The organism is Streptomyces sp. NPDC087428 (assembly GCF_044744085.1).
Classification (GTDB): Bacteria; Actinomycetota; Actinomycetes; order Streptomycetales; family Streptomycetaceae; genus Streptomyces.
This window is the reverse complement of record NZ_JBIUXR010000001.1, coordinates 707,033-728,874: the sequence shown is the minus strand read 5'-3', so window position 1 is coordinate 728,874 and position 21,842 is coordinate 707,033. Positions and strand designations below refer to the sequence as shown.

The 21,842-nt window shown below is 71.4% G+C and carries 19 protein-coding genes; 17 read left to right on the top strand and 2 right to left on the bottom strand.

Features of this window, described 5'->3' with window-relative positions; all coding sequences use genetic code 11:
• Nucleotides 1-6 precede the first annotated feature (6 nt).
• The 5 genes from ACIO3R_RS03345 (at nucleotide 7) to ACIO3R_RS03325 (ending at nucleotide 6,997) form a co-directional block, all read left to right on the top strand.
• Nucleotides 7-687: a hypothetical protein gene (locus ACIO3R_RS03345; RefSeq protein WP_402102798.1), complete on the top strand. Its 681-nt coding sequence runs from the start codon at nucleotides 7-9 to the stop codon at nucleotides 685-687.
• A complete protein-coding gene (locus tag ACIO3R_RS03340) occupies nucleotides 688-2,883 on the top strand; it encodes a glycosyltransferase (RefSeq protein ID WP_402102795.1) in 2,196 nt (731 codons plus the stop codon).
• On the top strand, nucleotides 2,880-4,265 hold the full coding sequence (locus ACIO3R_RS03335) for an acyltransferase family protein (RefSeq protein WP_402102793.1): 1,386 nt from the start codon (nucleotides 2,880-2,882) through the stop codon (nucleotides 4,263-4,265). Before ACIO3R_RS03340 ends, ACIO3R_RS03335 begins: the two co-directional genes overlap by 4 nt.
• Before the next feature lie 128 nt (nucleotides 4,266-4,393).
• Nucleotides 4,394-5,728 (top strand): nitrate/nitrite transporter, encoded by a 1,335-nt coding sequence (locus tag ACIO3R_RS03330; RefSeq protein ID WP_402102791.1) that lies wholly within the window; start codon nucleotides 4,394-4,396, stop codon nucleotides 5,726-5,728.
• A gap of 126 nt (nucleotides 5,729-5,854) precedes the next feature.
• Nucleotides 5,855-6,997: a uroporphyrinogen-III synthase gene (locus tag ACIO3R_RS03325; protein ID WP_385038110.1), complete on the top strand. Its 1,143-nt coding sequence runs from the start codon at nucleotides 5,855-5,857 to the stop codon at nucleotides 6,995-6,997.
• On the opposite strand, the gene ACIO3R_RS03320 is transcribed toward ACIO3R_RS03325, so the two are convergent.
• Nucleotides 6,946-7,506, bottom strand: coding sequence for a DUF1772 domain-containing protein (locus ACIO3R_RS03320; RefSeq protein WP_402102788.1), 561 nt, complete (start codon nucleotides 7,504-7,506; stop codon nucleotides 6,946-6,948). The genes ACIO3R_RS03325 and ACIO3R_RS03320 overlap by 52 nt on opposite strands.
• Before the next feature lie 105 nt (nucleotides 7,507-7,611).
• On the opposite strand from ACIO3R_RS03320, the gene ACIO3R_RS03315 reads away from it, so the two are divergent.
• The 7 genes from ACIO3R_RS03315 to ACIO3R_RS03285 all read left to right on the top strand — a co-directional run bounded on the left by ACIO3R_RS03315 (nucleotide 7,612) and on the right by ACIO3R_RS03285 (nucleotide 15,536).
• Complete coding sequence (locus ACIO3R_RS03315) at nucleotides 7,612-8,196, top strand: GNAT family N-acetyltransferase (RefSeq protein ID WP_385038106.1); 585 nt, start codon at nucleotides 7,612-7,614, stop codon at nucleotides 8,194-8,196.
• Nucleotides 8,197-8,298: 102 nt separating this feature from the next.
• Complete coding sequence (locus ACIO3R_RS03310; protein WP_402102978.1) at nucleotides 8,299-8,910, top strand: CGNR zinc finger domain-containing protein; 612 nt, start codon at nucleotides 8,299-8,301, stop codon at nucleotides 8,908-8,910.
• Between the two features lie 118 nt (nucleotides 8,911-9,028).
• Entirely contained in the window at nucleotides 9,029-9,616 is a 588-nt protein-coding gene (locus ACIO3R_RS03305; RefSeq protein ID WP_385038103.1) for a sigma-70 family RNA polymerase sigma factor, read from the top strand.
• On the top strand, nucleotides 9,613-10,485 hold the full coding sequence (locus tag ACIO3R_RS03300; RefSeq protein WP_402102785.1) for a zf-HC2 domain-containing protein: 873 nt from the start codon (nucleotides 9,613-9,615) through the stop codon (nucleotides 10,483-10,485). The genes ACIO3R_RS03305 and ACIO3R_RS03300 overlap by 4 nt, the downstream gene beginning before the upstream one ends.
• Before the next feature lie 214 nt (nucleotides 10,486-10,699).
• Nucleotides 10,700-13,006 carry a HelD family protein gene (locus ACIO3R_RS03295; protein ID WP_402102975.1) on the top strand — a complete coding sequence of 769 codons (2,307 nt, stop codon included), beginning with the start codon at nucleotides 10,700-10,702 and terminating at the stop codon, nucleotides 13,004-13,006.
• A gap of 472 nt (nucleotides 13,007-13,478) precedes the next feature.
• Nucleotides 13,479-14,912 (top strand): NAD-dependent malic enzyme, encoded by a 1,434-nt coding sequence (locus tag ACIO3R_RS03290; protein WP_363030633.1) that lies wholly within the window; start codon nucleotides 13,479-13,481, stop codon nucleotides 14,910-14,912.
• Between the two features lie 342 nt (nucleotides 14,913-15,254).
• On the top strand, nucleotides 15,255-15,536 hold the full coding sequence (locus tag ACIO3R_RS03285) for an HU family DNA-binding protein (RefSeq protein ID WP_003968811.1): 282 nt from the start codon (nucleotides 15,255-15,257) through the stop codon (nucleotides 15,534-15,536).
• A 450-nt stretch (nucleotides 15,537-15,986) separates the two neighbouring features.
• Here ACIO3R_RS03285 and murA read toward each other — a convergent pair whose 3' ends face one another.
• On the bottom strand, nucleotides 15,987-17,327 hold the full coding sequence (gene murA / locus ACIO3R_RS03280; protein ID WP_327337128.1) for a UDP-N-acetylglucosamine 1-carboxyvinyltransferase: 1,341 nt from the start codon (nucleotides 17,325-17,327) through the stop codon (nucleotides 15,987-15,989).
• A gap of 274 nt (nucleotides 17,328-17,601) precedes the next feature.
• Here murA and ACIO3R_RS03275 point away from each other — a divergent pair, with 274 nt between their 5' ends.
• From ACIO3R_RS03275 to ACIO3R_RS03255, 5 genes are all read left to right on the top strand, one after another.
• The gene (locus ACIO3R_RS03275; RefSeq protein WP_385041935.1) at nucleotides 17,602-18,162 is read left to right on the top strand and encodes a YqgE/AlgH family protein; all 561 of its coding nucleotides are present in this window, start codon (nucleotides 17,602-17,604) and stop codon (nucleotides 18,160-18,162) included.
• Between the two features lie 30 nt (nucleotides 18,163-18,192).
• Nucleotides 18,193-18,486: a DUF3039 domain-containing protein gene (locus tag ACIO3R_RS03270; RefSeq protein ID WP_073723799.1), complete on the top strand. Its 294-nt coding sequence runs from the start codon at nucleotides 18,193-18,195 to the stop codon at nucleotides 18,484-18,486.
• Nucleotides 18,487-18,715: 229 nt separating this feature from the next.
• A complete protein-coding gene (locus ACIO3R_RS03265) occupies nucleotides 18,716-20,020 on the top strand; it encodes an extracellular solute-binding protein (protein ID WP_402102782.1) in 1,305 nt (434 codons plus the stop codon).
• 2 nt (nucleotides 20,021-20,022) lie between these two features.
• Nucleotides 20,023-20,997, top strand: a complete 975-nt coding sequence (locus ACIO3R_RS03260; RefSeq protein WP_402102779.1) for a carbohydrate ABC transporter permease — start codon at nucleotides 20,023-20,025, stop codon at nucleotides 20,995-20,997.
• A 62-nt stretch (nucleotides 20,998-21,059) separates the two neighbouring features.
• Nucleotides 21,060-21,842, top strand: coding sequence for a carbohydrate ABC transporter permease (locus tag ACIO3R_RS03255; protein WP_385041684.1), 783 nt, complete (start codon nucleotides 21,060-21,062; stop codon nucleotides 21,840-21,842).

The following is a 21,842-nucleotide window of genomic DNA, read 5'->3' as shown; positions in this document are numbered from 1 at the left end:
ACAACAGTGGAAACTTGGCGTGAAGGTGCCCATGCGGGGCACACACACGAGCCGAACGAAGTCACCATCCAACTCGACGGTCTGGGACGGCAGCTCTCCGAGCTGCTACCGGAACCCGGCGCTCCGGAAGGCTCCGACGGCCCTGTTTTCGTCGACGAGAGCGGACGGCGGAGCAAGACGCTCCGGCGGTTCGGCTGGGTGATCGCGGCGGTCTGCGTCTGCTTCGCGGTGACGCTCGTCGGCGCCGTCCTCGGCGGCAACTCCAGCGCTCCGTTCCTGCCGCTTTCCGGCCAGGACGAGCACAGGAAGGCGGAAGAGGTGCGGGTGTCCCCGGCGCCCGGCGAGAGCGCGGGCGCCCTGGTGACCCCCGGCGCGTCGGCCGGCTCCTCGCCGTCCGCCCCGGTCGGCGGGAGCAGCGCCCCGGTGGTACCGGGCAGCTCCGCCGCCGCCCGTTCCTCCGCGCCCGGCGCCGGCTCCTCGGCGCCGGCCGCCGTCGTACCGGCCGGGGACCGGACCGAGATCAGCGGCGGTGGTGACACCGCGCCGACCGCCGACACCCCGGTCTCCGCCCCGCCCACCGGCACCGTGACACCGCCCGTCGTCCCGGAGACGCCGCCGCCGGACACCACGACACCGCCCGTCGAGCCCCCGGAACCTCCTGTGCAAGAGCAAGAAGGCGCCAAGTAAATGACCACCCCCGTCACGCGGGGCAGGCACAACCGCAAGAAGCAGGCCCGACGGCGCAGGCTCCCCATGCGCTATCTGCTGCCCTTCCTGCTCCTCGTCGCCCTGCTCGCCATGCTGATGCTGCGCGGCTACGTGCACAGCGAAATCCTCGCCGACCACCGGATCCAGCCACCGGCGGCCACCGACCAGGTGCCTCAGCAGGTCCTCGAAGGCGGACCGGTCATCGACGCGCGCAGCGCGACCGGGCCCGCCAAGACCCTGCGCATCCCCGATCACCGCATCGTGCTGACCTTCGACGACGGCCCCGACCCGGTGTGGACCCCGCGCGTGCTCGACAAGCTCAAGGAGTACGACGCGCACGCCGTCTTCTTCGTCACCGGCACCATGGCCTCGCGCTATCCGGAGCTGGTGAAGCGCATGGTCGACGAGGGGCACGAGGTCGGGCTGCACACCTTCAACCACCCCGACCTCTCCTACCAGTCCGACGCCCGCATCGACTGGGAGCTCTCGCAGAACCAGCTGGTGCTGGCGGGCGCGGCCGGAATCCGAACGTCGCTCTTCCGCCCGCCGTACTCCTCGTTCGCCGACGCCATGGACGACAAGTCCTGGCCGGTCACCCAGTACATCGGCAGCCGCGGCTACCTCACCGTCGTCAACAACACCGACAGCGAGGACTGGAAGCGCCCCGGTGTCCGCACCATCGTCAAGAACGCCACACCGAAGCACGGCAGGGGCGCCATCGTCCTGATGCACGACTCCGGTGGTGACCGGTCCCAGTCCGTGGCCGCGCTCAACCGCTTCCTGCCCACGATGCAGGACGAGGGCTATAAGTTCACCAACCTCACCACCGCGCTCGGCGCCCCCAGCGCGCACACCCCGGTCACCGGCCTCGCGCTCTGGAAGGGCAAGGCGTTCGTCCACGCCGTCGCCGTCTCGGAGCACATCACCGGTGTGATGGCGGCCGGTCTCGCCGTCATCGGGGTGCTCGTCATCACCCGCTTCGGGCTGATGCTGCTGCTCTCCTTCGTGCACGCGCGCCGGGTCCGGAAACGGGACTTCGGCTGGGGCGAGCCGGTCACCCGCCCGGTGACCGTCCTGGTGCCCGCGTACAACGAACGCGAGTGCATCGCCAACACCGTGCGCTCCCTGGTGGCAAGTGACTATCCGGTCGAAGTCATCGTGATCGACGACGGCTCCTCGGACGGCACCGCGAACATCGTCGAGGCGATGCGGCTGCCGAACGTACGGGTGGTGCGCCAGCGCAACGCCGGGAAGCCCGCGGCCCTCAACAACGGCATCGCGCACGCCCGCCACGACATCATCGTGATGATGGACGGCGACACGGTCTTCGAACCGGCCACCGTCCGTGAGCTCGTGCAGCCCTTCGCCGACCCCCGGGTCGGGGCCGTCGCGGGCAACGCCAAGGTCGGCAACCGGGACTCGATGATCGGGGCCTGGCAGCACATTGAGTACGTGATGGGCTTCAACCTCGACCGCAGGATGTACGACCTGCTGCGCTGCATGCCCACCATCCCCGGCGCGGTCGGGGCGTTCCGCCGTGACGCGCTGGACCGGATCGGCGGCATGAGCGAGGACACCCTCGCCGAGGACACCGACGTCACGATGGCCCTGCACCGGGACGGCTGGCGCGTCGTGTACGCGGAGAACGCCCGCGCCTGGACCGAGGCGCCGGAGTCCGTGCAGCAGCTGTGGTCGCAGCGCTACCGGTGGTCGTACGGCACGATGCAGGCCATCTGGAAGCACCGCCGCGCGGTCGTCGAGCGCGGCCCTTCCGGCCGCTTCGGACGCGTCGGGCTGCCGTTCGTCGCCCTCTTCATGGTCGTCGCCCCGCTGCTCGCGCCCCTCATCGACGTCTTCCTGCTGTACGGACTCGTCTTCGGCCCCACCCAGAAGACGGTCGTCGCGTGGCTCGGCGTCCTCGCGGTGCAGGCCGTCTGTGCCGCGTACGCCTTCCGGCTCGACCGGGAACGCATGACGTATCTGATCTCGCTGCCCCTCCAGCAGATCCTCTACCGGCAGCTCATGTACGTGGTGCTGCTCCAGTCCTGGATCACCGCTCTCACCGGCGGCCGGCTGCGGTGGCAGAAGCTGCGCCGCACCGGAGCCGTGGAGGCGCCCGGCTCGATGCCGAGTCAGCGGCGCGGCAGCAGTAATGACCGGAGGCCCGTCGCATGACCCACCCGAGCCACCCCTCGGCGTACCCGCAGCAGCCGCACGGGGAGCCGCACACGGTGCCGTTCCCCGTGCAGCAGCAGTGGGTGCCCGCCGGACAGGGGCAGTACCCGCCCGCCGACGTCCGCCACCCGCTGCCCCCCGCGACCGGGGCGGCGGTGCCCGCCCCCGCGAAGGAGCAGGCGGCCGCCGCGCCGAAGGCGGGCGGCCGCGACCGCTACCTCGACCTGCTCCGAGCCGTCGCGCTGGTCCGTGTCGTCGTCTTCCACCTGTTCGGCTGGGCCTGGCTGACCATCCTGTTCCCTTCCATGGGCGTGATGTTCGCCCTGGCCGGCTCCCTGATGGCCCGGTCACTGGCCCGGCCCGCCTGGAGCGTCCTGCGCGGCCGGCTGCGCAGACTGCTGCCGCCGATGTGGGCGTTCGCCGCCCTCGTCGTGCCGATGATGTTCGTGATGGGCCTCAAGCCGGTGCGGGAGGAGGGCATCTGGTGGTTCCTGAAGCTGGGCTGCTACATCCTGCCGGTCGGCTCGCCGCCGTTCCCCTGGGAGAGCGGCTCCGAGGGCGGGTTCCTGGAGCAGTCGTGGGCCGAGCAGGCGGCGGGCCCGCTCTGGTACATCCGCGCCTACCTCTGGTTCGTCCTGGCCTCCCCGCTGCTGCTGAAGGCGTTCCGCCGGCTGCCGTGGGCGACGATGCTCGCGCCGATCGGCCTCACCGCCGTCATCGGCACCGGTCTGGTGACCGTTCCCGGGTCGACGGGCGAGGCGCTCGTCGACTTCGGCACGTTCGGCTCCTGCTGGATCCTGGGCTTCGCGCACAACGACGGGCTGCTGCAGAGGATCCCGCGCTACCTCTCGGTCTCCTCGGCCGCGGTCATCATGGCCTTCGGCCTCTGGTGGGCGTCCGGGCACCTCACCGACGAGGGCTGGAACCTGGACGAGATCCCGCTCGCCCAGGCCACCTGGTCCCTGGGCTTCTGCGCGATCCTGCTCCAGTACGCGCCCTCGTGGAAGGAACTGCCGGGCCGGCTGGCCGGCTTCGACAGCCCGATCACCCTCGCCAACAACCGGGCCGTGACGATCTACCTCTGGCACAACATGCTGCTCATGGCGACGATGCCGATCATCGACCAGCTGTGGAACATCCCGTGGTTCGGTGACCACCTCGGTACGTACATCGACGCCTCGTACGACGTGCTCGTGCTGATCCTGATCTGGCCCCTGATAGGGGTGATGATCGTCGCGGTCGGCTGGGTCGAGGACGTGGCGGCGAAACGGCGGCCCCGGCTCTGGCCCAACGGCGAACCGACGCGGACCGGGAAGCGGGCCGCCGGACGCGGCACACCGGCACCGGAACCGGCCCGGCCGCCGGGACCGCGTCCGCGATGACCGCCCTCACCGGGCCGCCACCGGCCCGGTGAGAGCAAGGTTGCCCACCGGTCACCTCACGGCACCACGCCGAAACGCGCGCTCCCTAGCGTCGGGTCCCACACCCCGACCCCCTGTGGAGGCGCGTGATGGCCGGTCGTTGGATCGAGCAGTGGGAACCGGAGGACGAGACGTTCTGGCGGGAGAGGGGCGAGCGGATCGCCCGCCGGAATCTGTGGTTCTCCGTCCTCTCCGAGCACATCGGTTTCTCGATCTGGACCCTGTGGTCGGTGATGGTCCTGTTCATGGGACCGGAGTACGGGGTGGACCCGGCCGGGAAGTTCTTCCTGATCTCGACCGCGACGCTGGTCGGCGCGGTCGTGCGGGTGCCGTACACCTTCGCCGTGGCCCGGTTCGGTGGCCGGAACTGGACCGTGTTCAGCGCGTTCACCCTGGTGGTGCCGACCGTCGCCGCCTACGTGGTGATGGAGCCGGGCACCTCGTACACCACCTTCGTGGTGGTGGCCGCGCTCACCGGTATCGGCGGCGGCAACTTCGCCTCCTCGATGACGAACATCAACGCCTTCTTCCCGCTGCGCGAGAAGGGCTGGGCGCTCGGGCTCAACGCGGGCGGCGGCAACGTCGGGGTGCCCGTCGTGCAGCTCGCCGGGCTGCTGGTGATCGGGACGGCGGGTGCCGCGCACCCGCGGATCGTGCTCGGCGCGTACATCCCGCTGATCCTTGTCGCCGCGCTGTGCGCCGCGTACTTCATGGACAACCTGGCGCCCGTGCGGAACGACACCGGGGCCGCCCGGGACGCCGTCCGCGACCCGCACACCTGGATCATGTCGGTGCTCTACATCGGCACCTTCGGCTCCTTCATCGGCTACAGCTTCGCCTTCGGCCTGGTGCTCCAGACCCAGTTCGGCCGGACCCCGCTGGAGGCCGCCTCGCTCACCTTCGCCGGACCGCTGCTCGGCTCGCTGATCCGGCCCGTCGGCGGCCGGCTGGCCGACCGGTACGGCGGCGCCCGCGTCACCCTGGCGAACTTCGCCGCGATGGCCGTCGCGACCGGAGTCGTCGTGTACGCCTCCGGCATCGAGTCGCTCACCGTGTTCCTCGTCGGCTTCACCGCGCTCTTCGTGCTGACCGGGCTCGGCAACGGATCGACGTACAAGATGATCCCGGGCATCTTCCACGCCAGGGCGATCGCCCTCGGCCTGCGCGGCGAGCGGGCGGCGGCGCACGGGCGGCGGCTGTCCGGGGCGGCCATGGGACTCATCGGCGCGGTCGGCGCACTCGGCGGGCTCGGCATCAACCTCGCCCTCCGGCAGTCCTTCCAGGCCTCCGGCACCGGAACGGCGGCCTTCTGGGCCTTCCTCGTCCTCTACGGGGCGTGTTCCGTGCTCACCTGGGCGGTATACCTTCGCCGCCCCGCGACGGCCCCGGTGAAGCCCCGGCTCAGCCATGCCGAGGTGGGATGATGGCCGCACGGTGCCGGGTGACGTAACGGGCGGGAAATACGGGCGAACCGAGCCTGTCACGCATCGTTGACAGGGTCGGTCCTCCGCACCACCGAGCAGCAGCGGGACGAGAGCCGGGTAGACCATATGCGCGACGACGAACAGCACGGGCCACTCGCGGGTTTCACGGTCGGCGTCACCGCCGCGCGCCGGGCGGACGAACTCGCCACGCTGCTGCGGCGCCGGGGCGCCACCGTGGTGCACGCGCCCGCCCTGCGGATCGTGCCGCTCGCCGACGACAGCGAACTCCTCGCCGCCACGGAGGAACTCCTCGACAGTGCCCCCGACGTGGTCGTCGCCACCACCGCGATCGGCTTCCGGGGCTGGATCGAGGCCGCGGACGGCTGGGGCATCGGGGCCCGGCTGCTGGACCTGCTGGGCGGCGTCGAGCTGCTGGCCCGCGGCCCCAAGGTCAAGGGCGCGGTCCGGGCCGCCGGACTGACGGAGGCGTGGTCACCCGCCTCCGAGTCCATGGCGGAAGTGCTGGAACGGCTCCTGGCGGAGGGTGTGGAGGGCCGCCGCATCGCCCTCCAGCTGCACGGCGAACCGCTCCCCGGCTTCGTGGAGTCGCTGCGGGCGGCCGGCGCCGAGGTCATCGGCGTCCCGGTCTACCGCTGGATGCCGCCCGAGGACATCGGCCCGCTCGACCGGCTCCTCGACCTCACCGCGGCCCGCGGCCTGGACGCGCTCACCTTCACCAGCGCCCCGGCCGCCGCCTCGCTGCTGCGCCGCGCCGGGGAGCGAGGCATGTTCCCCGAACTCCTCAGCGCCCTGCGGGACGACGTCGTATCCGCCTGCGTCGGACCGGTCACCGCACTGCCGTTGCAGGCCCACGGGCTCGACACCATCCAGCCGGAGCGCTTCCGGCTCGGCCCGCTCGTCCAGGTGCTCTGCCGTGAACTGCCCACCCGGGCACGTACGTTGCCGGTCGCCGGGCACCGGGTCGAGATCCGCGGCCACGCGGTCCTGGTCGACGACGAGCTGCGCCCGGTGCCGCCGGCCGGGATGGCTCTGCTGCACGCGCTGGCCCGGAGGCCGGGCTGGGTGGTGGCCCGCGCCGATCTGCTGCGCGCGCTGCCCGGCAGCGGTACGGACGAGCACGCGGTGGAGACGGCCATGGCCCGGCTGCGTACGTCGCTCGGCGCGCCCCGGATCGTCCAGACGGTCGTCAAACGCGGTTACCGGCTGGCCCTGGACCCGGCGTCCGACGCCAAGTACGCGGACTCCTGAGGGAACTGTCGCCCCATCAGGCGGAAGGCCCGCAGGAGGAGGGCGAGTGCGGCGGTGCACAGGACCGCCCGTACCGCGTTCCAGGCGACCCACGCGTCCTCGAACCGGTCCCGCACGGCCGCCGGGTCGGCGATGCGCGCCGGGTTCCCGGCCCGCGCGAGCTCGTCGTTGAGCGGGACGCTGACGCCCGAGGTGAGCAGGAACGCCACCGCGTACACCGCGAACGCGGCGAGGAGCCAGCCGCGCGGGCCGGGGGAGCGGCGCTGCTGCCAGGCGGCCGCCGCGGTGAGGAGCAGCGCGCCGAAGAAGCCGGCGAAGAACACCGGGTTCTCTATGACGTCGTTGATGTTCTGCATGACCTCGATGAAGGTCCGGTCGCCGCTGCGGCCCAGCGCGGGCATGACCGCGCAGGAGAAGGCGTAGAACGTGCCCGCGACGAGGCCGGTGGTGACTGCGGCGCCGCCGAGCACGAGGTGGTGGAGGGTGCGGTGGGCCTGGCTGGTTGTCATGGCTCCAGTGAAGTGGCGGAGCGGTCCCGGCCCCATCGTTCAGGCGCGCGGCTCCCTACGCGGGCGTCCACGGGGCGTCCCGGACCGCCGGGATACCGTGCGGGGATGATCAATGACACCCACCGGCTCGACGCGGAGGTACGGCTCCGTCCCGTCGCCGAGGCCGACGCCGCCTCCCTCGCCGCATCGATGACCCGCAGCCGTACGTACATGAGCCCCTGGGAACCCCGGCGGCCCGACGCCTTCTACACCGAGCGGGGGCAGCGGGAGCGAGTGGCCGGACTGCTGGCCGAACGCGAGGCGGGGCGTGTGATGCCCTGGTCGCTGGTGGACGGGGAGGACCGGGCGATCGGCGGGTTCCACCTCAACGCCGTCGTGCTCGGGTCCTTCCGCAGCGCCACGCTCGGCTACTGGGTGGACGTCGAGTACGCGGGCCGCGGGCTGGCCACCGCCGCGGTGCGCAGGATCTGCGAGCTGGCCAGGGACGAGCTGCGGCTGCACCGGGTCGAGGCGGGAACGGTCCTGGACAACGTGGCGTCGCAGCGGGTGCTCACCAAGTGCGGCTTCGAGCAGTACGGCACGGCCCCGGGCTATATGCACATCGACGGCGAGTGGCGCGATCACCGGCTCTTCCAGCGCATCCTTCACGACGGCCCGTTGACCGGGCAGCCGGCCGGGCGCGGGGTCTGAGAGCCCGGCTGCCGGGTCCGCGCGGCGGCAGGGGTTACGGGCCGGGGCCGGGAGGGGCACTCTGGTGTGGACGTCGGCCGGACCCAAGGCGGTGGCATGCGCATGGCAACGCGCAAGGGCTCGTGCGACTGGCGGTTCGACGCCGGGCGGCTCTGTCTCGACCTGGTGGCGACGGGGGCGGGCAGCGCCGACGCCCCCGATCCGCTGGACCGGCCCGAGCGGCTCGCCCACTGGCTGGTGGCCTCCGGGGCCGTACCGCAGAACACCCGGCTCGCCACCGTGGACCACAACTGGCTCGTGCTCTTCCGCCAGTTGAGGACCGCCGTCGACCGGCTGCTGACCGTCGAGCTCGGTGGCCGCGGGGCCGAGGGCGCCCTGGAGCGCGTCAACGCCCTCGCCGCGGGAGCCCCGCCCGCCGTGCGCGCCGTGCGCACCGGGAACGGCGCCCTGGTGCGCGGGCTCAGCGCGGAACCCGACTGCCGGGCGCTGCTCGCCACCGTGGCACGCGACGCCGTGGAGCTCCTCACCGACCCGGCGGCCCTGGGCGGACTGCGCCGCTGCGAGGGCGACAACTGCCGCCGCATCTACCTGGACACCTCGCGCGGGCGGCGCCGGCGCTGGTGCTCCAGCGAGGTGTGCGGGAACCGCGAACGGGTCGCCCGGCACCGGCGGCGCAACGCTGACCCGGCCGCCGGCCGGCCCGCGAGGCCGTGACCGCTGAACCCCTGCCGGGCCCCTGCCGCGAAGAATCCCGGCCCGGACTGAGTGGATCGGCCCGTATCCCCGTACCGATGGTCAAGGAGCTCGACAGGGTCTCGACCGGGAGGTGCGGGTGCGCGAGGATGCGGCCGTGGCCGATGACCGTCCGCGCGGGTCACGGCAGCGCGCTGAGCCGCCGCCGTCCCCCTCCGCCGTTCCCGACGAGGAGCTGATGCGGGCCCTCTACCGCGAGCACGCCGGACCGCTGATCGCCTACGTGCTCCGCCTCGTCGCCGGGGACCGGCAGCGCGCGGAGGACGTGGTGCAGGAGACGCTCATCCGGGCCTGGAAGAACGCCGGCTCACTGGGCGGCGCGACCGGTTCCGTCCGGCCCTGGCTGGTGACGGTCGCCCGGCGCATCGTCATCGACGGCCACCGCAGCCGCCGGTCCCGGCCGCACGAGGTCGAGCCGTCACCGCTGGAGGCCATTCCCGCCAAGGACGAGATCGACAGGGCGCTGTGGCTGATGACGCTCTCGGAGGCCCTCGGCGATCTGACCCCCGCCCACCGGGAAGCGCTGGTCGAGACCTACTTCAGGGGCCGCACCGTCGACGAGGCGGCCGAGGCGCTCGGCATACCCAGCGGCACGGTGCGGTCGCGGGTCTTCTACGCACTGCGCTCGATGAAGCTCGTACTCGAGGAGAGGGGGATCACGGCATGAGCGACGACGAGTGGGAGCCCTCCGGGCGCCGCCCGGCAGAACCCTCCCGCGTCCCCGCCGGACCTTCCGGACCTTCCGGCTCCGGCGAGGGCTCCGGCGAGGGGCCCGGCGAGGGCTCCGGGCACGATGCCGTGGGCGCGTACGCCCTGGGGATCCTGGACGACGCGGAGGCCACCGCCTTCGAGGCGCATCTGGCCGGCTGCGCCCGCTGCGGCGACCGGCTCGACGAGTTCGCCGGGCTGGAGCCGATGCTCGCGCTGCTCGCCGGGTCACCGTCCGGGGTGCCCGGCGCCCGCGCGGTCCCGGACGTCCTCGCGCCGCCCCCGCCCCGGATGCTCGGGGAACTGGTCGACGAGGTCGTGGCCGGGCGTGCCCGGCGCACCCGGCGGGGCAGATATCTGATCGCGGCGGCAGCGGTCCTGATCATCGGCGGCCCGCTCCTCGCGGTGACGGCCGGCGGCGGCGACCGGCCCGCGGCGCGGGCGGCGGACCCGCGGCCCGCCGGACCGGCCGGGGACGCCCCCTTCCGCGACCTGACGGAGAAGGTCCGGGCCACCGACCCCGTCACCGGGGTGGACGCCACCATCGGCACGGGGCCCAAGGCCTGGGGCACCGACACGGTGCTGGAGCTGAAGAACGTGACGGGCCCGCGGAAGTGCCGGCTGGTCGCCGTCTCCAGGACGGGCGAGGAGGAGGTCGTCACGTCCTGGTCGGTACCGAAGTGGGGCTACGGCATCGAGGGTTCCACGTACCCCGGCGCCGCGTACCCGCTCTACGTCCGCGGCGGGGCGGCGATGGCCCGGAGCGACATCGACCACTTCGAGGTGCGTACGTTCGACGGGAAACGGCTGGTGAGCGTCGGCGGGTAGGCGCTCCGGCCCGGACCGCCGGGCCCGGGGACGGGCCGCCGTTCCGGCCGGCGAGATCACTTGCTCGTGGCAGGTGCGCGACGGGCCCCGCGTCGCATAGGGTTGACGGCTGCCCAATGCACGTCAGAAGGGGGTCTCAGTGGCCGCGCAGGATGCCGCTGTCGATTCGTTGCGGGACCGGGAAATCGGTGTCGAGCAGGAACATCTCGACCATGTGTACCGCCGCCTCGAGGAGAAGATCCACGAGGCGGAATTTCTCATGAGTGATGCCGTGAAACGCGGCCAGGTCGGGACACCGGGGGCGCTCGCCGAGCGCGACGCCCAGGTGTTCCGGGCCGGAGTCCACCTCAACCGGCTGAACAGCGAGTTCGAGGACTTCCTCTTCGGAAGGATCGACCTGCTGCTCGGCAAGGACGGTGAGCGCGGCCCCGACGGCGCGTTCACCTCCGTGGAGCCGGCCGACGACGCAGTACGGAAGGACAGCACCGCCGACATCGCGGAGACACTGCACATCGGCCGGATCGGGGTCCTCGACTCCGACTACGCGCCCCTGGTCATCGACTGGCGGGCGCCGGCCGCCGCGCCCTTCTACCGGTCGACGCCGAAGGAACCGGGCCGGGTGGTACGCCGCCGGGTCATCCGCTCCAAGGGCCGCAGGGTCCTCGGGGTCGAGGACGACCTGATGCGTCCCGAGCTGACCGCGTACCTGGGGGGCGAGAAGCTCCCCGTCATCGGGGACGGAGCGCTGATGGCGGCGCTCGGGCAGGCCCGCAGCCACACCATGCGGGACATCGTCTCCTCCATCCAGGCCGAGCAGGACCTGGTGATCCGGGCGCCCGCCGCCTCGGTCACCGAGGTCTCCGGCGGTCCCGGCACCGGCAAGACCGCGGTCGCCCTGCACCGTGCCGCGTACCTGCTCTACCAGGACCGGCGGCGGTACGCGGGCGGCATCCTCGTCGTCTCGCCGACCCCGCTGCTGGTCGCGTACACCGAAGGGGTGCTGCCCTCGCTCGGCGAGGAGGGCCAGGTCGCGATCCGCGCGGTCGGCTCGCTGTCGGACGAGGCGGCGGGCACGGCGGGCGCCACCACCTACGACGAACCGGCCGTCGCCCGGATCAAGGGCTCGTCCCGGATCCTCCACGTGCTGCGCAAGGCGGCCCGCGGGGCGCTGGAACAGCCCATGGCCCGGCCGGCCGCCGGGGACGACGGCCAGCTGGCGTTCGGGGAGCCAGAGGAGGCCCCGCGGGAGGCCGCCACGCCCACCAGGCTGCGGGTGGTGGCCTTCGGCGCCCGGGTCGAGCTGAACGAGGACGAGCTCCGGCGCATCCGGAACAACGTCCTCAGCGGTACCGCACCGGTCAACCTGCTGCGCCCGCGCGCCCGCAAACTGCTGCTGGACGCGCTGTGGAGCAGGTCGTCCGGCCGGGGCCGCTACACCGATCAGGAGCTGGCCGCCGAACTGCGCTCGTCGTTCGACGAGGACGTCTCCACCGAGACGCCGTTCATCCAGTTCCTGAACGCCTGGTGGCCCGAGCTCACCCCGCGCGGGGTGCTCGCCGCGATGGCCGACGAGAAGCGGCTCGCCCGATGGGCGCGCCGGATCCTCAACCAGGGCGAGGTGCGCCGGCTCGCGCGCTCCCTGAAGCGCCTCGACAGCGCGGGGCAGGGGCCGCTGTCCGTCCACGACGTGGCGATGCTGGACGAGTTGCAGCATCTGATCGGCACCCCGAACCGGCCGAAGCGCACACGCGAGTTCGACCCGCTGGACCACCTCACCGGTCTGGAGGAGCTGATGCCGCAGCGGGAGGAGACGCAGTGGGAGCGGGCCGAACGGCTCGCGGCGGAGCGCACGGAGTACGCGCACGTCATCGTCGACGAGGCGCAGGACCTCACGCCCATGCAGTGGCGGATGGTCGGCCGCCGCGGCCGGCACGCCACCTGGACGATCGTCGGGGACGCGGCGCAGTCGTCCTGGTCCGACCCGGACGAGGCGGCCGCGGCGCGCGACGAGGCGCTCGGCAACCGCCCGCGCCGCCGTTTCACCCTGACCGTCAACTACCGCAACCCGGCGGAGATCGCCGAACTCGCCGCCAAGGTCCTCGCGCTCGCGATGCCCGGCATGGAGTCACCGGCGGCCGTCCGGTCCACGGGCGTCCGGCCGCGCTTCGAGACCGTACGGGACGGCGATCTGGCCGCGACCGTGCGCGAGGAGGCGCGGCGGCTGCTCGGCGAGGTGGACGGCACGGTCGGGGTCGTCGTCGCGATGAACCGGCGGGCCCAGGCCCGCAAGTGGCTCGCGGAACTCGGCGAACGGGTGGTCGCGCTGGGCAGCCTGGAGGCGAAGGGCCTGGAGTACGACGCCACGGTGGTCGTCTCGCCCGCGGAGATCGCGGACGAGTCCCCGGCGGGGCTGCGGGTGCTGTACGTCGCGTTGACGCGGGCCACGCAGCAGCTCACGGTCGTGTCGGGGGAGCGGGACCTGCCCGACGAGGACGGGGTGCCGGACCTGCTGAGGGACTGACGCCCACCGCCGCGGCAGCGGGCCGAGAAGCCTTTTCTGGGTCAACACGCGCTACGGGAATCACTTCTCCGGGGTGTTTGTTAGCCTGGAGTCGGCATCGGCTCGATCCAAGCCCCCGGGCCCAACCTTAGTCGCTTCGAGCGACCACTTGCCGCGAGGCGAGCATGGCGGGCCGGTGCCGCTTGACCGAAGAAGACAGACCCGCGTCACCTCCTGGTGGCGCGGGTCTGTTTCTGTTTCACGGGCCCCGGACGCGGCCCGTGACGCGCCGGGGTGCAGGGTGAGACGTGCGCCCGCCGGGGTTCCGCTGGAGCCGTCATATCTCGTATGGTGGAAAATGCTTTCCGAAGTGCGGCAGTCATTACCGGCTACCCACCGGTAGGTGCGAATATCTGAAGGCGTGTGCGGGTCCGTTCTCGTTGACGGACCCGGCCGCGTAGCAATGAAGCTAAGGAAAGCGAAGGACTCGGCCATGGCAACGGCGCCCAGCGTCTCGTACTCGATGACGGTCAGGCTGGAGGTGCCCGCGAGCGGCACAGCGGTCTCCCAGCTCACCACGGCCGTGGAGTCCTCAGGTGGTTCGGTCACCGGCCTCGACGTGACCGCCTCCGGCCACGACAAGCTCCGGATCGACGTCACGATCGCGGCCTCCTCCACGTCGCACGCCGACGAGATCGTCGAAGGCCTGCGCGACATCGAGGGTGTCGTCCTCGGCAAGGTGTCCGACCGTACGTTCCTGATGCACCTCGGCGGCAAGATCGAGATGCAGTCGAAGCACCCCATCCGCAACCGTGACGACCTCTCGATGATCTACACCCCCGGTGTGGCCCGGGTCTGCATGGCGATCGCCGAGAACCCCGAGGACGCCCGCCGCCTCACCATCAAGCGCAACTCCGTCGCAGTCGTGACGGACGGCTCCGCGGTGCTCGGCCTCGGCAACATCGGCCCGATGGCCGCCCTCCCGGTGATGGAGGGCAAGGCGGCCCTCTTCAAGCGGTTCGCCGGCATCGACGCCTGGCCGATCTGCCTGGACACCCAGAACACCGACGAGATCGTCGCGATCGTCAAGGCGATCGCACCGGGCTTCGCGGGCATCAACCTGGAGGACATCTCCGCGCCGCGCTGCTTCGAGATCGAGGCCCGGCTGCGCGAGGCCCTGGACATCCCCGTCTTCCACGACGACCAGCACGGCACCGCCATCGTCGTCCTGGCCTCGCTGACCAACGCGCTGCGCGTGGTGGGCAAGGCCATCGGGGACGTGCGGGTCGTCATGTCCGGCGCCGGGGCGGCCGGTACGGCCATCCTGAAGCTCCTCATCGCCGCGGGCGTCAAGCACGCGGTCGTCGCCGACATCCACGGCGTGGTGCACTCCGGCCGCGAGGACCTCGTCTCCGCCGCGCCGGACTCGCCGCTGCGCTGGATCGCCGACAACACCAACCCGGAGTCCGTCACCGGCACCCTCAAGCAGGCTGTCGTGGGCGCCGACGTCTTCATCGGCGTCTCGGCCCCGAACGTGCTGGACGGGACCGATGTCGCGGCCATGGCGGACGGCGCGATCGTGTTCGCGCTCGCGAACCCGGACCCCGAGGTCGACCCCGCGGTCGCCCGCGAGACGGCGGCGGTCGTGGCCACCGGCCGCTCCGACTTCCCCAACCAGATCAACAACGTCCTGGTCTTCCCCGGTGTCTTCCGCGGACTCCTGGACGCCCAGTCCCGGACCGTCAACACGGAGATGATGCTCGCCGCCGCGCACGCCCTCGCCGATGTCGTCGCCGAGGACGAGGTGAACGCGAACTACATCATCCCGTCGGTCTTCAACGACAAGGTCGCGGGAGCGGTCGCCGGAGCGGTCCGGGACGCCGCCAAGGCGGCCGGCGCGGCTGTGACGGGTCCCACGTCCGTCTGATGTCCGGCGCGTCGCGGGTCGCGGCGCCCCAAACGCCCCTTTAGGGTGGGCGGGCGACGCGTCCCGCGGAGCCCCGCACCCGCTGCGGACCGCTTCCGGGGAGTCGACGGAACGTCACCACGACGAGGCAGTGGCGCTTTTCGTGTGACTCCGGAGGGTGCCGGATTGGCTTTCCCGCCGCAGGTGGGGGCAGGATGCTTTCCCAAGGACTTCGTCCGGGGGGAGACCCCACGGGGCGCGAGGGTTCTCATACGGACCCGAGTCCGGGGACTGTCCGAGGGCCCTGGCAGCATCGGCTTCGATCTCACGCCTCACAGGCAAGAAGAACACGGGAGTAACAACATGAACCGCAGTGAGCTGGTGGCCGCCCTGGCCGACCGCGCCGAGGTGACTCGCAAGGACGCCGACGCCGTGCTGGCCGCGCTCGCCGAGACCGTCGGTGAGATCGTCGCCAAGGGCGACGAGAAGGTCACCATCCCCGGTTTCCTGACCTTCGAGCGCACCCACCGTGCCGCTCGCACCGCGCGTAACCCGCAGACCGGCGACCCGATCAACATCCCGGCCGGCTACAGCGTGAAGGTCTCCGCGGGCTCGAAGCTCAAGGAAGCCGCCAAGGGCAAGTAACACCCCCTGGCACCACGAAGGGCGGTCACCCCGACCAGGGTGGCCGCCCTTCGGCATGCGAGCCGCAGAGGGCCCGTTCTGGGCCTTCCGGGGCGACACCGGCTGATTCCGGGCTACCGGTGCGGAGGACGACGCCCTGCATTGAGCCCCCGGCCTCGGGCAGGTGCCGTCGATCGCTGACGTACCGGCATTCGGGGGAACCGTGTCCGGACACACCACGCTGCCCGTCCGGCGCCGGACCGCCGGGCCGGGACGCTCTGGCCCGTGGACACGCTCCACATGTGCGTGACGGGGCGCGGCGTCCGGCTGACGCTGCCCCGGGGCGGCGGCAAGGGGACCGTGATCAACTGCAAACGTCTCCGAGCGTCGGCTCCCCGGACACACGCCGGGGCCGGTTCCCGGAAGCGCTCGCCTCCGGGAACCGGCCCCGATGTGGGTCCGGCGGGCGGATCAGACGAGTGAACCGCCCGGCAGCTCCACCTTCGCGCCGAGCTTCTCCAGCTTGTCCATGAAGTTCTCGTAGCCGCGGTTGATCAGGTCGATCCCGTGCACCCGGGACGTCCCCTGCGCCGCCAGGGCGGCGATCAGGTACGAGAAACCGCCGCGCAGGTCGGGGATGACCAGATCCGCGCCCTGGAGCTTCGTCGGCCCGGAGACGACCGCGGAGTGCAGGAAGTTGCGCTGCCCGAAGCGGCAGTCGGAGCCGCCCAGGCACTCGCGGTAGAGCTGGATGTGCGCACCCATCTGGTTGAGCGCAGAGGTGAAGCCGAGCCGGGACTCGTACACCGTCTCGTGGACGATCGACAGGCCCGCGGCCTGCGTCAGCGCCACGACCAGCGGCTGCTGCCAGTCGGTCTGGAAACCGGGGTGCACGTCCGTCTCCAGCGCGATGGCGTTCAGCGCGCCGCCCGGGTGCCAGAAGCGGATGCCCTCGTCGTCGATCTCGAAGGCGCCGCCGACCCGGCGGAAGGTGTTCAGGAACGTCATCATCGAGCGCTGCTGCGCCCCGTGGACGTAGATGTTGCCCTCGGTCGCCAGCGCCGCGGACGCCCAGGAGGCGGCCTCCAGGCGGTCCGGGATCGCGCGGTGCGTGTAGCCGTCGAGACGGTCGACACCGGTGATCCGGATCGTCCGGTCGGTGTCCAGGGAGATGATCGCGCCCATCTTCTGCAGTACGCAGATGAGGTCCTCGATCTCCGGCTCCACGGCCGCGTTGGACAGCTCGGTGACACCCTCGGCGAGCACGGCCGTCAGCAGCACCTGCTCGGTGGAGCCCACCGACGGGTACGGCAGCCGGATCTTGGTGCCGCGCAGCCGCTGCGGGGCCTCCAGGTACTGGCCGTCCGCCCGCTTCTCGATCGTCGCGCCGAACTGGCGCAGCACGTCGAAGTGGAAGTCGATCGGCCGGCCGCCGATGTCGCAGCCGCCGAGCCCCGGGATGAACGCGTGTCCCAGCCGGTGCAGCAGCGGGCCGCAGAAGAGGATCGGGATGCGCGACGAGCCCGCGTGGGCGTCGATATCGGCGACGTTCGCGCTCTCGACGTGCGTGGGATCGAGGATCAGCTCGCCCGGTTCGTCACCCGGACGGACCGTCACGCCGTGCAGCTGGAGGAGCCCGCGGACCACCCGCACATCGCGGATGTCGGGCACGTTGCGGAGTCGGCTGGGCCCGCTGCCGAGCAGCGCGGCGACCATTGCCTTCGGCACCAGGTTCTTGGCGCCTCGGACGCGGATCTCGCCCTCCAGCGGGGTTCCGCCGTGGACAAGCAGGACATCGTCTGTGCCGGTCATGAATCTCGCGTTCCGGAGTGGTCGGGCAGGGGGCCAATCGAAAGGGTAATGGCCGTACGCCCCCCATCCGTAAGAAAGCGGGGGGTGTACGAACGTCATGAATCCGCCACAACACGCTCCGCGTCCTGGATCTTGCGGAGGGTTACCGTCCGGATGGGGGCCCGGACGTGCGCTCCTCGTGCCCCCGTGCGCCCTGAGCTGCGCTCGGGCACTCGGGGCGGCGACCGGGTGACTTGGCCCCCGCGAAGGCCGAAGATGCGGGATCATTTCTGGCATGACCGAGGTGTCCTCGCTCACAGGGCGGCTGCTCGTGGCCGCACCCGCCCTGGCGGACCCGAATTTCGACCGCGCGGTGGTGCTGCTCCTCGACCACGACGAGGAGGGCTCGCTCGGCGTGGTCCTGAACCGCCCGACCCCGGTCGGGGTCGTCGACATCCTGGCGTCCTGGGCCGGTCTGACCGGTGAACCCGACGTCGTCTTCCAGGGCGGCCCGGTCTCCCTCGACTCCGCGCTCGGGGTGGCGGTGATCCCCGGGGACGAGGGGCCGCTCGGCTGGCGCCGGGTGTACGGGGCGATCGGGCTGGTGGACCTGGAGGCGCCCCCCGAGCTGCTGGCCGCGGCCCTCGGCTCGCTGCGGATCTTCGCCGGTTACGCCGGCTGGGGGCCCGGACAGCTGGAGTCGGAACTCTCCGAGGGCGCCTGGTACGTCGTCGAGTCGGAGCCGGGGGATGTCTCCTCGCCCCGCCCGGAGAGCCTCTGGAGGGCTGTCCTGCGCCGTCAGCGCAGCGAACTGGCCATGGTCGCCACGTACCCGGACGACCCTTCGCTGAACTGATCCTCCTGGCTTTCAGTACGCTTGGCGGTTATGAGCACTCTTGAGCCCGATCGCGGGGCAGGTACGGGAACCCTCGTGGAGCCGACGCCACAGGTGTCGAACGGCGACGGCGACCACGAGCGCTACGCCCATTACGTCCAGAAGGACAAGATCATGGCGAGTGCCCTGGAGGGCACCCCCGTGGTGGCGCTGTGCGGCAAGGTCTGGGTGCCGGGGCGCGATCCCAAGAAGTACCCGGTGTGTCCCATGTGCAAGGAGATCTACGAGTCCATGGGCGCCGGCGGCGACAAGGACAAGGGCAAGGGCGGCAAGGACAAGAAGTAGTCCGCAGCAGCAGAACCGACCTGTCCGGGAGAACCCCCGGGGCACGCAGCCGCGTGCCCCGGGGGTTCTCCGCCGTTCCGGGCCCGCCGCGTCGCACGGGCCGCGTCCGCGGGTCACAGAGTGGTTGAGACCACTTGTCGGCGACTTCGTCTAGACCTACCCTCCTGCAAGTTGTGCAGAACGAAACGCGCGTTGCGCATGTTGCAACGCCTACCGGTAGGGGTCCCGGATGAAGCTTTCTGCCCGAATTGCCGCCCCGGCTGCGGCGCTTGTGCTGGCGGGTCTCACCGCCACCGCCTGCGCGCCGCAGACCTCCGACACCGGTGCCAAGGGGGACGAGAAGACCGGCACGCTGCGTGTCTGGCTGTTCCAGGAGGTCGGCAACAAGCCCAAGGAGAAGGTCGTCGACGCCGCGGTCGCGGACTTCGGGAAGGCCCACAAGGGCGCGAAGGTCGAGATCGAGTACATCCCCGTCGAGACCCGCGCCCAGCGCGTCAAGGCCGCGTTCAACGACCCCAAGAGCGCCCCGGACCTCATCGAGTACGGCAACACCGACACCGCCGGCTACGTGAAGGACGGCGGACTGGCCGATGTCAGCCCCGAGTTCGGCGCCTGGGCGGACGCCAAGGACACCGACCCGACCGCCAAGCAGTCCGTGACCGTGGACGGCAAGGTCTACGGCGCCCCGCTCTTCGTCGGCGTCAGGGCGCTGTACTACCGCACCGACGTCTTCGAGGACCTGGGGATCGAGGCGCCCAAGTCCCAGGCGGAACTGATCTCCACCGCGAAGAAGATCCACCGGAAGAAGCCCGCCCTGTACGGACTCGCGGTCGGCGGCGCGTACACCTACGGCGCGATGCCGTTCATCTGGGCCAACGGCGGCGAACTGGCCGACGGGAGCGGAGCCTCGTACAAGGCGGCCATCAACAGCGCGAAGGCCCGCAAGGGCATCACCGCCTACACCTCGCTCTTCGGCGACGCCAACTGCCCGGCCGCCAAGTGCGCAGCCATGGGCGGCAACGCGACCGTCACCGCCTTCGCCTCCGGCAAGGCCGCCATGGCCATCGGCGGCGACTTCAGCCACGCGGCCGTCGAGGCCGGCACGGTGAAGGGCAGGTACGCGGTCGTGCCGCTGCCGGGCGTGGCGGAGAACTCCGTCGCCCCCGCGTTCGCGGGCGGCAACAACATCGGCGTGCTGAAGAGCAGCAGGCACCGCACCCTCGCCGTCGACCTGATGAAGTCGCTGACCGGCAAGGAGACCCAGGCGAAGATGTTCGACGCGATGGGCTTCCTGCCCACGTACACGGACGTGCTGGCCGCGGCCGCGAAGAAGGAGCCGTTCGTCGAACCGTTCGTCAGGACCCTCGGTGCGGGCGCCAGGTTCGTCCCCGCCTCGCCCGCCTGGGGCCAGATCGACTCCTCGATGATCCTGCCGACGATGTTCCAGGAGATCGTCAGCGGCCGCAAGGACGTGGCCGGCGCCTCGGACGACGCCGCGAAGAAGATGGACGCCGCGTTCGCCGACGCGGGCTGACGATGACGGCGAACAGCACGGCGTACACAACGCCCCGCGCACCCGGAGCGGGCCGGGACGCCCCCCGCCCGCCCCGGCGCCGCCCCTCCGCCTCCCCCGCCCGGCGGTCCGGCTGGACCCCCTGGCTCTACCTGCTGCCCGCGCTCGTCCTCCTCGGCGGGCTGCTGGTCTACCCGATCTACCAGCTCGGCCTGATCTCCTTCCTGGAGTACACCCAGGCCCAGGTCAGCGGCGGCGAACCGGCCACCTTCCAGGGGTTCGGCAACTACGCGACGCTCTTCCGGGACAGCCAGTTCTGGCAGGTGCTGCTGGCCACCGTGGTCTTCGCGGCGGTCTGCGTGCTGGCCACCCTGCTGGTCGGCTGCGCGCTGGCCGTCCTGCTGACCCGGGTGCGGGCCCTGCCGCGGCTCGCGCTGATGATGGCCGCGCTCGGCGCCTGGGCGACCCCCGCGATCACCGGGTCGACCGTCTGGGTCTTCCTCTTCGACGCCGACTTCGGGCCGGTCAACAGGGTGCTGGGGCTCGGCGACTTCTCCTGGACGTACGGGCGCTACAGCGCCTTCGCGCTGGTGCTCCTCGAAGTCCTGTGGTGCTCGTTCCCGTTCGTGATGGTCACCGTGTACGCGGGCATCCGGGCGATCCCCACCGAGGTGCTGGAGGCGGCGGCGTTGGACGGCGCCTCGCAGTGGCGGATCTGGCGGTCGGTCATGGCGCCGATGCTGCGGCCGATCCTGATCGTCGTCACCATCCAGTCGATCATCTGGGACTTCAAGGTCTTCACCCAGATCTACGTCATGACCAACGGCGGCGGCATCGCCGGCCAGAACCTGGTGCTCAACGTGTACGCCTACCAGAAGGCGTTCGCGTCCTCGCAGTACAGCCTCGGCTCGGCGATCGGCGTCGTGATGCTGGTGATCCTGCTGGCGGTCACGCTGGTCTATCTGCGCCTGGTGAGGCGCCAGGGGGAGGAACTGTGAGCCTGCCGTCCCTGTCGCGCGTCCGCCGGCCCGGCCGGCTCGCCGCCGAGGCCGCGGCCCTCATGATCGCCGCCGCCGTGGCCTTCCCGCTGTACTGGATGGTGCTCTCCGCCCTCAAACCGGCCGGCGAGATCCAGTCCACGCACCCCAGGCCGTGGACGCTGTCGCCGTCCCTGGACTCCTTCCGCCGGGTCTTCCAGCAGCAGGACTTCGGGCGCTACTTCCTCAACAGCCTGCTCGTCGCCGGCACCGTCGTCATCGTGTCCGCGCTGATCGCCTTCCTGGCGGCGACGGCGGTGACCCGGTTCAGATTCCGCTTCCGCACCACACTGCTGATCATGTTCCTGGTCGCGCAGATGGTGCCGGTCGAGGCGCTGACGATCCCGCTGTTCTTCCTGATGCGGGACTTCGGCCAGCTGAACACACTCGGCTCGCTGATCCTGCCGCACCTCGCCTTCTCGCTGCCGTTCGCGATCTGGATGCTGCGCGGCTTCGTCAAGGCTGTCCCCGACGCACTGGAGGAGGCGGCGTACATCGACGGGGCGAGCCGCGCCCGCTTCCTGTGGCAGATCCTCTTCCCGCTGGTCTTCCCCGGACTGGTGGCGACCAGCGTCTTCTCGTTCATCTCGACCTGGAACGACTTCCTTTTCGCGAAGTCGTTCATCATCAGCGACACCTCCCAGTCGACGCTCCCGATGGCGCTGCTGGTCTTCTTCAAACCCGATGAGAACGACTGGGGCGGGATCATGGCAGCCTCGACGGTGATGACCGTTCCCGTGCTGGTCTTCTTCGTACTCGTACAGCGACGCCTGGTCTCGGGACTGGGCGGAGCGGTTAAGGACTGA

What these genes read in the sequence shown, in the direction of transcription:
- ACIO3R_RS03340 (WP_402102795.1), top strand. Translation starts at nt 688, where the DNA reads ATGACCACCCCCGTCACGCGGGGCAGGCACAACCGCAAGAAGCAGGCC.
- ACIO3R_RS03335 (WP_402102793.1), top strand. Translation starts at nt 2,880, where the DNA reads ATGACCCACCCGAGCCACCCCTCGGCGTACCCGCAGCAGCCGCACGGG.
- ACIO3R_RS03330 (WP_402102791.1), top strand. Translation starts at nt 4,394, where the DNA reads ATGGCCGGTCGTTGGATCGAGCAGTGGGAACCGGAGGACGAGACGTTC.
- ACIO3R_RS03325 (WP_385038110.1), top strand. Translation starts at nt 5,855, where the DNA reads ATGCGCGACGACGAACAGCACGGGCCACTCGCGGGTTTCACGGTCGGC.
- ACIO3R_RS03320 (WP_402102788.1), bottom strand. Translation starts at nt 7,506, where the DNA reads ATGACAACCAGCCAGGCCCACCGCACCCTCCACCACCTCGTGCTCGGC.
- ACIO3R_RS03315 (WP_385038106.1), top strand. Translation starts at nt 7,612, where the DNA reads ATGATCAATGACACCCACCGGCTCGACGCGGAGGTACGGCTCCGTCCC.
- ACIO3R_RS03310 (WP_402102978.1), top strand. Translation starts at nt 8,299, where the DNA reads ATGGCAACGCGCAAGGGCTCGTGCGACTGGCGGTTCGACGCCGGGCGG.
- ACIO3R_RS03300 (WP_402102785.1), top strand. Translation starts at nt 9,613, where the DNA reads ATGAGCGACGACGAGTGGGAGCCCTCCGGGCGCCGCCCGGCAGAACCC.
- ACIO3R_RS03290 (WP_363030633.1), top strand. Translation starts at nt 13,479, where the DNA reads ATGGCAACGGCGCCCAGCGTCTCGTACTCGATGACGGTCAGGCTGGAG.
- ACIO3R_RS03285 (WP_003968811.1), top strand. Translation starts at nt 15,255, where the DNA reads ATGAACCGCAGTGAGCTGGTGGCCGCCCTGGCCGACCGCGCCGAGGTG.
- murA (WP_327337128.1), bottom strand. Translation starts at nt 17,327, where the DNA reads ATGACCGGCACAGACGATGTCCTGCTTGTCCACGGCGGAACCCCGCTG.
- ACIO3R_RS03275 (WP_385041935.1), top strand. Translation starts at nt 17,602, where the DNA reads ATGACCGAGGTGTCCTCGCTCACAGGGCGGCTGCTCGTGGCCGCACCC.
- ACIO3R_RS03270 (WP_073723799.1), top strand. Translation starts at nt 18,193, where the DNA reads ATGAGCACTCTTGAGCCCGATCGCGGGGCAGGTACGGGAACCCTCGTG.
- ACIO3R_RS03265 (WP_402102782.1), top strand. Translation starts at nt 18,716, where the DNA reads ATGAAGCTTTCTGCCCGAATTGCCGCCCCGGCTGCGGCGCTTGTGCTG.
- ACIO3R_RS03260 (WP_402102779.1), top strand. Translation starts at nt 20,023, where the DNA reads ATGACGGCGAACAGCACGGCGTACACAACGCCCCGCGCACCCGGAGCG.
- ACIO3R_RS03255 (WP_385041684.1), top strand. Translation starts at nt 21,060, where the DNA reads ATGATCGCCGCCGCCGTGGCCTTCCCGCTGTACTGGATGGTGCTCTCC.